At 64.7% G+C, this 12,677-nt stretch carries 8 protein-coding genes and 3 rRNA genes; 10 read left to right on the forward strand and 1 reads right to left on the reverse strand.

All coding sequences use genetic code 11. The features are described 5' to 3' along the window. Positions 1 to 300: 300 nt before the first annotated feature. The gene (proC, locus tag HYQ63_RS23985) at positions 301 to 1,110 is read left to right on the forward strand and encodes a pyrroline-5-carboxylate reductase (RefSeq protein ID WP_179935805.1); all 810 of its coding nucleotides are present in this window, start codon (positions 301 to 303) and stop codon (positions 1,108 to 1,110) included. A gap of 45 nt (positions 1,111 to 1,155) precedes the next feature. Here the strand turns inward: proC and trpS are convergent, their stop codons facing one another. Further along, positions 1,156 to 2,175 carry a tryptophan--tRNA ligase gene (trpS, locus tag HYQ63_RS23990; protein WP_009716046.1) on the reverse strand — a complete coding sequence of 340 codons (1,020 nt, stop codon included), beginning with the start codon at positions 2,173 to 2,175 and terminating at the stop codon, positions 1,156 to 1,158. A 748-nt stretch (positions 2,176 to 2,923) separates the two neighbouring features. On the opposite strand from trpS, the gene HYQ63_RS23995 reads away from it, so the two are divergent. From HYQ63_RS23995 to HYQ63_RS24035, 9 genes are all read left to right on the forward strand, one after another. Then, a 16S ribosomal RNA gene (locus tag HYQ63_RS23995) occupies positions 2,924 to 4,452 on the forward strand. Positions 4,453 to 4,709: 257 nt separating this feature from the next. Next, positions 4,710 to 7,830, forward strand: a 23S ribosomal RNA gene (locus HYQ63_RS24000). Between the two features lie 74 nt (positions 7,831 to 7,904). Beyond that, positions 7,905 to 8,021: ribosomal RNA gene (rrf, locus tag HYQ63_RS24005) — 5S ribosomal RNA — on the forward strand. The 16S, 23S and 5S rRNA genes sit together here, the layout of an rRNA operon. A gap of 73 nt (positions 8,022 to 8,094) precedes the next feature. Then, positions 8,095 to 8,751: an HAD family phosphatase gene (locus HYQ63_RS24010; protein ID WP_179935806.1), complete on the forward strand. Its 657-nt coding sequence runs from the start codon at positions 8,095 to 8,097 to the stop codon at positions 8,749 to 8,751. 25 nt (positions 8,752 to 8,776) lie between these two features. Continuing rightward, on the forward strand, positions 8,777 to 9,991 hold the full coding sequence (locus tag HYQ63_RS24015) for an MFS transporter (protein WP_179935807.1): 1,215 nt from the start codon (positions 8,777 to 8,779) through the stop codon (positions 9,989 to 9,991). After that, on the forward strand, positions 9,960 to 11,132 hold the full coding sequence (locus HYQ63_RS24020; RefSeq protein WP_179935808.1) for an acetoin utilization protein AcuC: 1,173 nt from the start codon (positions 9,960 to 9,962) through the stop codon (positions 11,130 to 11,132). Before HYQ63_RS24015 ends, HYQ63_RS24020 begins: the two co-directional genes overlap by 32 nt. 100 nt (positions 11,133 to 11,232) lie before the next feature. Further along, complete coding sequence (locus tag HYQ63_RS24025; RefSeq protein WP_179935809.1) at positions 11,233 to 12,048, forward strand: phosphatase; 816 nt, start codon at positions 11,233 to 11,235, stop codon at positions 12,046 to 12,048. 131 nt (positions 12,049 to 12,179) lie between these two features. Next, positions 12,180 to 12,389 carry a helix-turn-helix domain-containing protein gene (locus HYQ63_RS24030; protein ID WP_014053989.1) on the forward strand — a complete coding sequence of 70 codons (210 nt, stop codon included), beginning with the start codon at positions 12,180 to 12,182 and terminating at the stop codon, positions 12,387 to 12,389. A 113-nt stretch (positions 12,390 to 12,502) separates the two neighbouring features. Then, positions 12,503 to 12,601 (forward strand): 30S ribosomal protein bS22, encoded by a 99-nt coding sequence (locus HYQ63_RS24035; RefSeq protein WP_003948845.1) that lies wholly within the window; start codon positions 12,503 to 12,505, stop codon positions 12,599 to 12,601. Positions 12,602 to 12,677: the final 76 nt, after the last annotated feature.

The following is a 12,677-nucleotide window of genomic DNA, read 5'->3' on the forward strand; positions in this document are numbered from 1 at the left end:
CATCGCCTCCCTCCTGTACGTATCGACACTCAACTCCATTGTGTCCAGAAGCCCGTGACCATTTGCAAGTCGATATGTAACCAACTTGTGAATAGAGAGGCGTCGAACAGGACGGATTCCTTCCGGTCACCCCGGCGGACGCCCGCGCTCGCAGGTGATTGGGTCACGCCGGGCCGCCGAGGCGCGTCATGAAAAATATTATTCATCGAACGATGAATAATGTACGGCGCGTCGCCCGGCCCCCGGTGCGAGGATGAGAGACGTCCATCCATTGCAGCAACGCACGAGGTGAGCCGCACTATGACGGAGACGGTCGCCGTACTCGGCACGGGAAAGATCGGCGAAGCCCTGCTCAGCGGGATGATCCGCGGTGGCTGGAAACCGACCAATCTGCTGGTCACCGCCCGCCGCCCGGAGCGCGCCCAGGAGCTGCGGTCTCGCTACGGCGTCGAGGCCGTCACCAACGCCGAGGCCGCCAAGGCCGCCGACACCCTCATCCTCACCGTCAAGCCGCAGGACATGAGCACGCTGCTGGACGAGCTGGCCCCGCACGTGCCCGCCGACCGGCTGGTCATCTCCGGCGCCGCGGGCATCCCCACCTCCTTCTTCGAGGCGCGCCTGGCCGTCGGCACCCCCGTGGTGCGCGTCATGACCAACACCCCCGCCCTCGTCGACGAGGCCATGTCCGTCATCTCGGCGGGCAGCCACGCCGCCGAGGAGCACCTCGTCCACGCCGAGGCGATCTTCGGCGGCGTCGGCAAGACGCTCCGCGTCCCGGAGAGCCAGCAGGACGCCGCGACCGCCCTCTCCGGCTCCGGTCCCGCGTACTTCTACTTTCTCGTCGAGGCCATGACGGACGCCGGAATCCTGCTCGGGTTGCCCCGCGACAAGGCCCACGACCTGATCGTCCAGGCGGCGATCGGCGCCGCGACGATGCTGCGCGACAGCGGCCAGCACCCGGTCGCGCTGCGCGAGGCCGTGACCTCCCCCGCGGGCACCACCATCAGCGCCATCCGCGAACTGGAGAGCCACGGCGTACGCGCCGCCCTGATCGCCGCCCTGGAGGCGGCCCGCGACCGCAGCCGCGAGCTGGCCTCCGGCAACGGCTGACCCCGCGGGGCCCTGGTGCCTGAGCCGGGGCCCGAAGGCTCCGGCTCAGGCCGGCGGCAGCAGCCCCACCGCCGCATAGGCGGCGTCGACCCGCGGCCGGGCCAGCGCCCGGGCGCGCTCGGCCCCGGCCCGCAGCACCCCGTCCACGTACCCCGGATCCGCGCTCAACTCGGCGTGCCGGGCCCGCAGCGGCCGCAGCACCTCCACCACCGCCTCGGCCACCGCGCCCTTCAGCGCCCCGTACGAGGTGTACTCCTCGGCCAGCACCTCCGGCTTGCCCCCGGTGCACGCCGCGAGCACATCCAGCAGGTTCGACACCCCGGGCCGCTCCTCCCGGTCGTAGCGGACATCGCTGCCGCTGTCCGTGACCGCCCGCATGATCTTCTTGCGCACGACATCCGTCTCGTCCAGCAGATAGACGATGCCCCGGCCCTCGGCGTGCGACTTCCCCATCTTCGACAGCGGATCCTGAAGGTCCATCACCCGCGCGGCCACCGGCGGCGGCGTCGCCCGCGGCACGGTGAAGACCGGCCCGTACCGCTGGTTGAACCGCCGCGCCAGATCCCGGGTCAGCTCCACGTGCTGCGTCTGGTCGTCGCCGACCGGCACCTCGTTCGTCCCGTACGCCAGGATGTCGGCCGCCATCAGCGCCGGATAGGTGAGCAGCGACAGCCGTACGCTCCTGCCCCGCGCCGACTCCCGGGCGACCTTCTCCTTGTACTGGATCATCCGCCGCATCTCGCCGTCCGCGGCCGTGCACTCCATCAAATAGGAGAGGCGCGCGTGTTCGTCCACATGACTCTGGACGAACAGCGTGCAGTGCGCCGGATCCAGACCGGCCGCCAGGAACAGCGTGGCCGCCTGCCGGGTCAGCCGTCGCACCCGCGCCGGATCGTGCTCAACGGTCAGCGCGTGCAGATCGACGACGCAGAACAACGCGTCGGCCCGGTACTGGTCCTCCTCGACCCACCGGCGCAGGGCGCCGAGGTAGTTGCCGAGGGTCAGATGCCCGGTCGGCTTGACCCCGCTGAAGATCCGGGGACGTGCCGTCGTGGTGTGTGCCATGGGTGTGCTCTCTCCCGCTGTCTCGGGACCACCGGACCGGACGGCCGACTCCGCGAGAGGGAGCAGATACGGAAACGGCCGCCGGAGCGGCGGCCGTGGAAGTGCATGCGCTGGGGGCGGCCGCCGTCAGGCGGGCCACCACTGGGCGATGTGCGCATGCTTCGTCATGCCACTGAGACTACGCCCACGGGGGCGCCCCGGCACGGGTTTGAAGGCCGTCGGGGCGTCGTGTAGTGTTCTTCGAGTTGTCACGGAGCCCGCAGGGAAACGGGACAGCCACTCGAGCCGCACCGGCGGCAAACCACTCTGCACGGCCCCCAATCGGGAACGACTTCGGCATGCCGAAATCCGGACCGAAAAGCTGGATTATGAGCATCCGGGGGAATCCGCTAAAGTGGTGGACACGCCGGAAGGCGCGAAACACCCCGCTCCAACAGGGGGCCGGAAACGGAATTCGGACCGGAAACGGAACGGAAAACGGATCTGGTAAGGTTGGAAACACGAAAGGCCGAAAGGCCGGAGGGAAGAGCCCGGAGAAACCGGTGATACGGTTTCAAAGGAAGCGTCCGTTCCTTGAGAACTCAACAGCGTGCCAAAAGTCAACGCCAGATATGTTGATACCCCGTCCGCATCATCGATGTGGTCGAGGTTCCTTTGAAGAAAAAACACAGCGAGGACGCTGTGAACCATCGGATTATTCCTCCGGTGGTTCCGCTCTCGTGGTGTTCACCAGGATTACCTGGAAGCATTCACGGAGAGTTTGATCCTGGCTCAGGACGAACGCTGGCGGCGTGCTTAACACATGCAAGTCGAACGATGAACCCGCTTCGGTGGGGGATTAGTGGCGAACGGGTGAGTAACACGTGGGCAATCTGCCCTGCACTCTGGGACAAGCCCTGGAAACGGGGTCTAATACCGGATACGACACACGACCGCATGGTCTGTGTGTGGAAAGCTCCGGCGGTGCAGGATGAGCCCGCGGCCTATCAGCTTGTTGGTGGGGTGATGGCCTACCAAGGCGACGACGGGTAGCCGGCCTGAGAGGGCGACCGGCCACACTGGGACTGAGACACGGCCCAGACTCCTACGGGAGGCAGCAGTGGGGAATATTGCACAATGGGCGCAAGCCTGATGCAGCGACGCCGCGTGAGGGATGACGGCCTTCGGGTTGTAAACCTCTTTCAGCAGGGAAGAAGCGAAAGTGACGGTACCTGCAGAAGAAGCGCCGGCTAACTACGTGCCAGCAGCCGCGGTAATACGTAGGGCGCAAGCGTTGTCCGGAATTATTGGGCGTAAAGAGCTCGTAGGCGGCTTGTCGCGTCGGATGTGAAAGCCCGGGGCTTAACCCCGGGTCTGCATTCGATACGGGCAGGCTAGAGTTCGGTAGGGGAGATCGGAATTCCTGGTGTAGCGGTGAAATGCGCAGATATCAGGAGGAACACCGGTGGCGAAGGCGGATCTCTGGGCCGATACTGACGCTGAGGAGCGAAAGCGTGGGGAGCGAACAGGATTAGATACCCTGGTAGTCCACGCCGTAAACGTTGGGAACTAGGTGTGGGCGACATTCCACGTTGTCCGTGCCGCAGCTAACGCATTAAGTTCCCCGCCTGGGGAGTACGGCCGCAAGGCTAAAACTCAAAGGAATTGACGGGGGCCCGCACAAGCGGCGGAGCATGTGGCTTAATTCGACGCAACGCGAAGAACCTTACCAAGGCTTGACATACACCGGAAACGTCTGGAGACAGGCGCCCCCTTGTGGTCGGTGTACAGGTGGTGCATGGCTGTCGTCAGCTCGTGTCGTGAGATGTTGGGTTAAGTCCCGCAACGAGCGCAACCCTTGTTCTGTGTTGCCAGCATGCCCTTCGGGGTGATGGGGACTCACAGGAGACTGCCGGGGTCAACTCGGAGGAAGGTGGGGACGACGTCAAGTCATCATGCCCCTTATGTCTTGGGCTGCACACGTGCTACAATGGCCGGTACAATGAGCTGCGAAGCCGTGAGGTGGAGCGAATCTCAAAAAGCCGGTCTCAGTTCGGATTGGGGTCTGCAACTCGACCCCATGAAGTCGGAGTCGCTAGTAATCGCAGATCAGCATTGCTGCGGTGAATACGTTCCCGGGCCTTGTACACACCGCCCGTCACGTCACGAAAGTCGGTAACACCCGAAGCCGGTGGCCCAACCCCTTGTGGGAGGGAATCGTCGAAGGTGGGACTGGCGATTGGGACGAAGTCGTAACAAGGTAGCCGTACCGGAAGGTGCGGCTGGATCACCTCCTTTCTAAGGAGCACATAGCCGACTGCGAGCGAATGACTTGCACGGTTGCTCATGGGTGGAACGTTGACTATTCGGTGGATCGGCTGAGCTGCCGTCTTCAGTACTGCCCCTTCGGGGCGTGGAACGGGACCGTGGTGAGGAAGATCTGCCGGGCACGCTGTTGGGTGTCTGAGGGAATGACCCCTCGGAGGCCGGAGTCCATGAAGTCTGTGGGCGACTGGTCGTTGTTTGAGAACTGCACAGTGGACGCGAGCATCTGTGGCCAAGTTTTTAAGGGCGCACGGTGGATGCCTTGGCACCAGGAACCGATGAAGGACGTGGGAGGCCGCGATAGGCCCCGGGGAGCTGTCAACCGAGCTTTGATCCGGGGGTGTCCGAATGGGGAAACCCGGCAGTCGTCATGGGCTGTCACCCGCTGCTGAACACATAGGCAGTGTGGAGGGAACGCGGGGAAGTGAAACATCTCAGTACCCGCAGGAAGAGAAAACAACCGTGATTCCGGGAGTAGTGGCGAGCGAAACTGGATGAGGCTAAACCGTATGTGTGTGATACCCGGCAGGGGTTGCGCATGCGGGGTTGTGGGAGTGTGCTGGATCGGTCTGCCGGCCGGTCGGAGAGTCAGAAACCGTATGGATAGGCGAAGGGCATGCGAAAGGCCCGGCGTAGAGGGTAAGACCCCCGTAGCTGAAATCTGTACGGCTCTCTTGCGTATTTCCCAAGTAGCACGGGGCCCGAGAAATCCCGTGTGAATCTGGCGGGACCACCCGCTAAGCCTAAATATTCCCTGGTGACCGATAGCGGATAGTACCGTGAGGGAATGGTGAAAAGTACCGCGGGAGCGGAGTGAAATAGTACCTGAAACCGTGTGCCTACAAGCCGTGGGAGCGTCGCGCAGAGACTTGTCTCTGCGTCGTGACTGCGTGCCTTTTGAAGAATGAGCCTGCGAGTTTGCGGTGTGTTGCGAGGTTAACCCGTGTGGGGAAGCCGTAGCGAAAGCGAGTCCGAATAGGGCGGTTTAGTAGCGCGCTCAAGACCCGAAGCGGAGTGATCTAGCCATGGGCAGGTTGAAGCGGAGGTAAGACTTCGTGGAGGACCGAACCCACCAGGGTTGAAAACCTGGGGGATGACCTGTGGTTAGGGTGAAAGGCCAATCAAACTCCGTGATAGCTGGTTCTCCCCGAAATGCATTTAGGTGCAGCGTCGTGTGTTTCTTACTGGAGGTAGAGCACTGGATAGGCGATGGGCCCTACCGGGTTACTGACCTTAGCCAAACTCCGAATGCCGGTAAGTGAGAGCGCGGCAGTGAGACTGTGGGGGATAAGCTCCATGGTCGAGAGGGAAACAGCCCAGAGCATCGACTAAGGCCCCTAAGCGTATGCTAAGTGGGAAAGGATGTGGAGTCGCAGAGACAACCAGGAGGTTGGCTTAGAAGCAGCCATCCTTGAAAGAGTGCGTAATAGCTCACTGGTCAAGTGATTCCGCGCCGACAATGTAGCGGGGCTCAAGCGTACCGCCGAAGTCGTGTCACTACAGCAATACCTCCAACGAGGGCTGTGGTGGGTAGGGGAGCGTCGTGTGCCGGGTGAAGCAGCGCCGGAAGGTAGTTGTGGACGGTTCACGAGTGAGAATGCAGGCATGAGTAGCGATACACACGTGGGAAACGTGTGCGCCGATTGACTAAGGGTTCCTGGGTCAAGCTGATCTGCCCAGGGTAAGTCGGGACCTAAGGCGAGGCCGACAGGCGTAGTCGATGGACAACCGGTTGATATTCCGGTACCCGCTTTGAAGCGCCCAATATCGAATCCTCTGATGCTAAGGCCGTGAAGCCGCCCTGATCTCTTCGGAGTTGAGGGGAGTGGTGGAGCCGCTGATCCAAGGTGGTAGTAGGTAAGTGATGGGGTGACGCAGGAAGGTAGTCCAGCCCGGGCGGTGGTTGTCCCGGGGTAAGGGTGTAGCCCGAGGAGTAGGTAAATCCGTTCCTCGTTAAGGGTGAGACCTGATGCCGAGCCGATTGTGGTGAAGTGGATGATCCTATGCTGTCGAGAAAAGCCTCTAGCGAGTTTCATGGCGGCCCGTACCCTAAACCGACTCAGGTGGTCAGGTAGAGAATACCGAGGCGTTCGGGTGAACTATGGTTAAGGAACTCGGCAAAATGCCCCCGTAACTTCGGGAGAAGGGGGGCCATTGCTGGTGATCACTCTTGCAGTGTGAGCTGGTGGTGGCCGCAGAGACCAGCGAGAAGCGACTGTTTACTAAAAACACAGGTCCGTGCGAAGCCGTAAGGCGATGTATACGGACTGACGCCTGCCCGGTGCTGGAACGTTAAGGGGACCGGTTAGCTCCATTTCGGTGGGGCGAAGCTGAGAACTTAAGCGCCAGTAAACGGCGGTGGTAACTATAACCATCCTAAGGTAGCGAAATTCCTTGTCGGGTAAGTTCCGACCTGCACGAATGGCGTAACGACTTCTCGACTGTCTCAACCATAGGCCCGGTGAAATTGCATTACGAGTAAAGATGCTCGTTTCGCGCAGCAGGACGGAAAGACCCCGGGACCTTTACTACAGCTTGATATTGGTGTTCGGTTCGGCTTGTGTAGGATAGGTGGGAGACTGTGAAATCATGACGCCAGTCATGGTGGAGTCATTGTTGAAATACCACTCTGGTCGTGCTGGATGTCTAACCTGGGTCCGTGATCCGGATCAGGGACAGTGTCTGGTGGGTAGTTTAACTGGGGCGGTTGCCTCCTAAAGGGTAACGGAGGCGCCCAAAGGTTCCCTCAGCCTGGTTGGCAATCAGGTGTTGAGTGTAAGTGCACAAGGGAGCTTGACTGTGAGACCGACGGGTCGAGCAGGGACGAAAGTCGGGACTAGTGATCCGGCGGTGGCTTGTGGAAGCGCCGTCGCTCAACGGATAAAAGGTACCCCGGGGATAACAGGCTGATCTTCCCCAAGAGTCCATATCGACGGGATGGTTTGGCACCTCGATGTCGGCTCGTCGCATCCTGGGGCTGGAGTCGGTCCCAAGGGTTGGGCTGTTCGCCCATTAAAGCGGTACGCGAGCTGGGTTTAGAACGTCGTGAGACAGTTCGGTCCCTATCCGCTGTGCGCGTAGGAGTCTTGAGAAGGGCTGTCCCTAGTACGAGAGGACCGGGACGGACGAACCTCTGGTGTGCCAGTTGTCCTGCCAAGGGCATGGCTGGTTGGCTACGTTCGGGAGGGATAACCGCTGAAAGCATCTAAGCGGGAAGCCTGCTTCGAGATGAGGGCTCCCACCCACTTGATGGGGTAAGGCTCCCAGTAGACGACTGGGTTGATAGGCCAGATATGGAAGCCGGGTGACCGGTGGAGTTGACTGGTACTAATAGGCCGAGGGCTTGTCCTCAGTTGCTCGCGTCCACTGTGTTGGTTCTGAAATAACGAACTGTGTCGATATCCGGTTTGTTTGTTTCATAGTGTTTCGGTGGTCACAGCGTTAGGGAAACGCCCGGTTACATTCCGAACCCGGAAGCTAAGCCTTTCAGCGCCGATGGTACTGCAGGGGGGACCCTGTGGGAGAGTAGGACGCCGCCGAACAAATTTTAGAAAAGGCCCTGTTGGGAGCTTCAAGCTCCCAACAGGGCCTTTTCGTCTTTGTAGGCTGCACGACATGCGCTATGACATGGTCATCTTCGACAACGACGGAGTGCTCGTCGACAGCGAGCCGATCTCCAATCGGCTCCTCGCGGGCTATCTCACCGAGCTGGGACACCCCACCAGCTACGAGGACTCCCTGCGGGACTACATGGGATCCGCGATGCACCGCATCCACGACCTCGTCCTGGAGCGCACCGGGCAGCGGCTGCCCGCCGACTTCGACACCACCTTCCACTCCCGCGTCTTCGACGCCTTCCGCCGCGAGCTGGAGCCCGTTGCCGGGGTCGCCGCGACGCTGAACGGTCTGCGGGCGGAGGGGATCCCGTACTGCGTCGCTTCCTCCGGAAGCCATGAGCGCATACGGGTCGCCCTGCGGAAGACCGGGCTCTACGACTACTTCGGCGAGGACCGCATCTTCAGCTCCGAGGACGTGGGCCGCGGCAAGCCCGCCCCCGACCTCTTCCTCCACGCGGCGAGCCGCATGGGTGCCACCCCTGAGCAGTGCGCCGTCGTCGAGGACAGCCCGCTCGGAGTGCGGGCCGCCGTGGCCGCCGGGATGGACGCGTACGGCTACACGGCCATGACCCCGGCCGACCGGCTCCCGGGCGCCCTGGCCCACTTCTCGGACATGGCCGAACTGCGAATACTGCTCAGCTCTACCCACAAGTAGCACCGGGGGCCTACGCTCCTCGGCCATGACGGATACGCGCCCGGGCCCGCGGCTGCGGCATGGCCGGGCCTCGCTGGCCATCAGCTTCTTCGTCCAGGGCGCGATCTTCGCTCTGCTCGTGACCCGGATACCCGCGCTCCAGGACCGCTACGGGATATCCGACGGGCTGCTGCCCCTCTTCCTCGCCGCCGTGCCCGTTCTGGCCGGGGTGGGCAGCGTCGCCACCGAACACCTCGTGAAGCGCGTGCGGCCGGGGCGGGTGCTGCGCGGGGTCCAGCCCGTCGTCTCGCTCGCCCTGCTCGCCGCGGGGTCGGGCACGGCGGTGTGGCAGCTCGCCGTGGCGCTCGCGGTCTTCGGCCTCACCGTCGGGGCGCTCGACGCGTCGATGAACATGCTCGGGGTGAGCCTGCAACGCGCGTACGGGCGCAGCATCATGCTCGGCTTCCACGCCGCGTACAGCCTGGGCGGGATCGCCGGGGCGTCGCTCGCCTGGGCGGGCGCGCACTGGGACCTGCCGCTGGTCGCGCTCTACGCGCCGCTGGTGGCGGTCCTCGTGCCCGTGGCGTTCATCGCGGGCCGCTGGTTCGCGGACGGCGAGGGCGGCCCGGACGAAGCGAACACCGGCGGGGAGCAGGGCGCCACCGTGAACATGAAGCTGCTGCTGCCGCTCTGCCTCGTCATGACCTTCGCCTACATCGGCGACTCCACGGTCTCCAACTGGTCCGCCAAGTACCTGGAGGACGTGCTGCACAGTTCGGATCAGCTGGCGACGGTGCCGTACAACGTCTACATGGTCACCACCCTCCTCGGCCGTACCTTCGGTGACCTCGGGGTGCGGCGCTTCGGTGCGGCCGCCGTTGTCCGGGCCGGGGCGCTGCTCGCGGCGGGCGGGTTCGCCGTGGTCGCGGCGGCGCCCGGGGCCTGGGTGGGGATGCTCGGGTTCACGCTGCTGGGGCTCGGGCTGTGCGTCCTGGTGCCGCAGACGTTCGCCGCCGCCGGGCGGCTCTTCCCCGGGGCATCGGATGCGGCCATCGCGCGCCTGAACATTTTCAATTACGTGGGCTTTCTGATCGGTTCGCCGCTCGTGGGCGCGCTGGGGGGCGCGTGGAACTACCGCGGGGCGATGCTCGTGCCGATGGCGCTCGTCCTCGTGACGCTGGTCTATGCGAGGTCGTTCACGGCTGCACCAGCCCGATACGGTGACGGGCATGAGCGGCCGCGCACAGTTGATGTGGGATGAGGAAGTAACCGGGTACGACTTCGGTGCCGGGCATCCGATGGACCCGGTCCGGCTCGCGCTGACCATGAGGTTGGTGGAGGCGTACGGGCTCGACCGGGCGGTCGAGGTGGTGGCCGCCAAGGCGGCCGGCGACTCGACGCTGCGGCTGGTCCACCGCCAGGAGTACATCGAGGCGGTGCGCAGGGCCTCGGCCGATCCGGCGGGCGCGGACGGTTCGTACGGGCTCGGGACCATGGACGACCCGGCGTTCGCCGGAATGCACGAGGCGTCGGCGCTGATCGCCGGGCAGTCGGTGGGCGCGGCGGAGAGCGTCTGGCGCGGTGACGCGCTGCACGCGGTGAACTTCGCGGGCGGGCTGCACCACGCCATGCCCGGCGGCGCCGCCGGGTTCTGCGTGTACAACGACGCGGCGCTGGCGGTGGCCCGGCTGCTGGAGCTGGGTGCCGAGCGGGTCGCGTACGTGGACGTGGACGTGCACCACGGCGACGGCGTGCAGGCGGCCTTCTGGGACGATCCGCGGGTGCTGACGATCTCGCTGCACGAGCATCCGCGCACCCTCTTCCCGCAGACCGGATGGCCCGAGGAGACGGGCGGCCAGGGCGCCGAGGGCTCGGCGGTGAACGTGGCGCTCCCGGCCGGGACCGGGGACGCGGGCTGGCTGCGGGCCTACCACGCGGTGGTGCCGGAGCTGTTGGCCGCGTTCCGCCCGCAGGTGCTGGTGACCCAGCACGGCGCGGACACCCACATCGAGGACCCGCTCGCGCACCTGGGCGTGACCGTGGACGCGCAGCGTGCGGTCGCGGAGAGCTGCCACCGGCTGGCGCACGAGTACGCGGACGGGCGCTGGGTCGCCCTCGGGGGCGGCGGCTACGCGGTGGTGGAGGTGGTGCCGCGGTCGTGGACGCATCTGGTGGCGATCGCGGCGGGGCGTCCGGTGGCGCCGGAGGCGGAGGTGCCGGAGGAGTGGCGGCACGAGGTGTACCGGCGGACCCGGCTGGAGGCGCCGCGGCGGATGACGGACGGGCGTGAGCCGCGCTGGCAGGACTTCGCCGAGTCCGGCTACGACCCGGCGGACCGCCTGGACCAGGCGATTCTGGCGACCCGGCGGGCCGTCTTCCCCCACCACGGCCTGCTGCCGTAGCTCTCCGGCGGCTGTCACTCGTACGCCAGTGTTAGGCCGACCGTGGGAACTCGGGGCGTTCCCCTTCGGGCGCGGACGGTGATCCAGCAGCATCGGTGGGGTGTTGAGTACCGCCGCGCTGCGTGCGCATCTGCTGGCGGCGCGGCTCGCCGGGCCGGTGGCCACCAGCCGGGAGGAGAGCCTGCGCCGCTATCGGCTCTTCGCCGCCCGCGACCCCCGGGTGCTGCTGGGCCTGGAGCCCGAATACGACTGGTCCTTCACCGAATTGCTTCGCCTCATGGGGAGTAAATGCGGGGTTTCGGTCAACCCGGCGGATGTCTCGGGTCACGATGTGATCGACCCGGAGCGTACGATCGCCGCCCTCCAGACCTTCGCGGACCGGCTCCGGGTGGCCGCCGAGACCCGGGCGCCGGTGCTCCTGGGCACCGGCCACCCCCACCGTCTCCTGGGTTTCTACGCCGCGTTGGCGGCGGCCCTCTCGGCGGCCGGATGCCGGATCCTCACCCCTGCGAAGGGTAGATGTGTCGACATAACGACTCGGTTTGGCGTACGTACGTACCAGCTCACCTACGTACGGGGAGTCGCGATGGTGCGGGAACCCGGCGCCCGGCCGACCGCGAGTGAGCCGGGCGCCCACAGCCATTCGCCCCTCCCGGTTCGCGTCGCCCTCGCCTGTGCCGCGGAGTCCGGCGGGCCCCTGCCGGGGCTGGTGATCGGGGACCACGGATGGGTCTGCGGGGCAGGTCAACTGGGGTTTGCGGCCATCGGGCTGGGCGACACCGACGACCCCGCGCTGTTCGTCGGGGAGGCCGAGGGGCAGGTTTCCGTCGCCGTTCCACTTGATGACGCTGTGCGGTCTGGTTACTACCGGCCGCTTACTCGCTATGTACTCAATCGAGCGTGTCTGTCACAGTAGGCGTGCGATCGCTACTCCTCTTCCCCACTCGCATCACCCGCCCCTAACCTGGGGATGAGCGCGCATGCGAGCAGGAGTCACCGGAGGGGAAGCCGGTGCCCGACATGTGCGGAAGGTTCAGGTGGTGTGTCATGGCTGCTGGCGAACGGCCTCTGAATGAGGTTCAGTTTCTGACCGTGGCGGAAGTCGCCTCGGTGATGCGAGTCTCCAAGATGACCGTGTACCGATTGGTGCACAGCGGTCATCTGCCGGCGATCAGGGTGGGCAGGTCCTTCCGGGTCCCGGAGCAAGCGGTGCATGAGTACCTCCGCGAGTCCTATGTGGGGGTGGAGTCCGCTTAAGCCGACGACCCTCGGATTACGTGGTTCGCTCGGTGGCGGGTAGGCTGGCCCGATGTAGGTCGTGTGGGCTCGGACGCCCCGCACCGAGTGAATCGAAGTGAGCGAGGGTAGTCGTGGGCTCTGTTATCAAGAAGCGGCGCAAGCGGATGGCGAAGAAGAAGCACCGCAAGCTGCTCAAGCGCACGCGCGTCCAGCGTCGTAACAAGAAGTAGGACCAGCGGCGCTGTGTTCGTCCCGCAGCCCTTCCACCCATGGTGGAAGGGCTGCGGTGTTTTGCGGCGGGGGCTC

Origin of the sequence: Streptomyces sp. Rer75 (assembly GCF_013414305.1) — a bacterium.
GTDB classification, from domain to species: domain Bacteria; phylum Actinomycetota; class Actinomycetes; order Streptomycetales; family Streptomycetaceae; genus Streptomyces; species Streptomyces himastatinicus.

Coding starts and splice junctions, on each gene's coding strand:
- trpS (WP_009716046.1), bottom strand. CDS start 2,175: ATGGCACACACCACGACGGCACGTCCCCGGATCTTCAGCGGGGTCAAG.
- proC (WP_179935805.1), top strand. CDS start 301: ATGACGGAGACGGTCGCCGTACTCGGCACGGGAAAGATCGGCGAAGCC.
- HYQ63_RS24015 (WP_179935807.1), top strand. CDS start 8,777: ATGACGGATACGCGCCCGGGCCCGCGGCTGCGGCATGGCCGGGCCTCG.
- HYQ63_RS24030 (WP_014053989.1), top strand. CDS start 12,180: ATGGCTGCTGGCGAACGGCCTCTGAATGAGGTTCAGTTTCTGACCGTG.
- HYQ63_RS24010 (WP_179935806.1), top strand. CDS start 8,095: ATGCGCTATGACATGGTCATCTTCGACAACGACGGAGTGCTCGTCGAC.
- HYQ63_RS24020 (WP_179935808.1), top strand. CDS start 9,960: ATGAGCGGCCGCGCACAGTTGATGTGGGATGAGGAAGTAACCGGGTAC.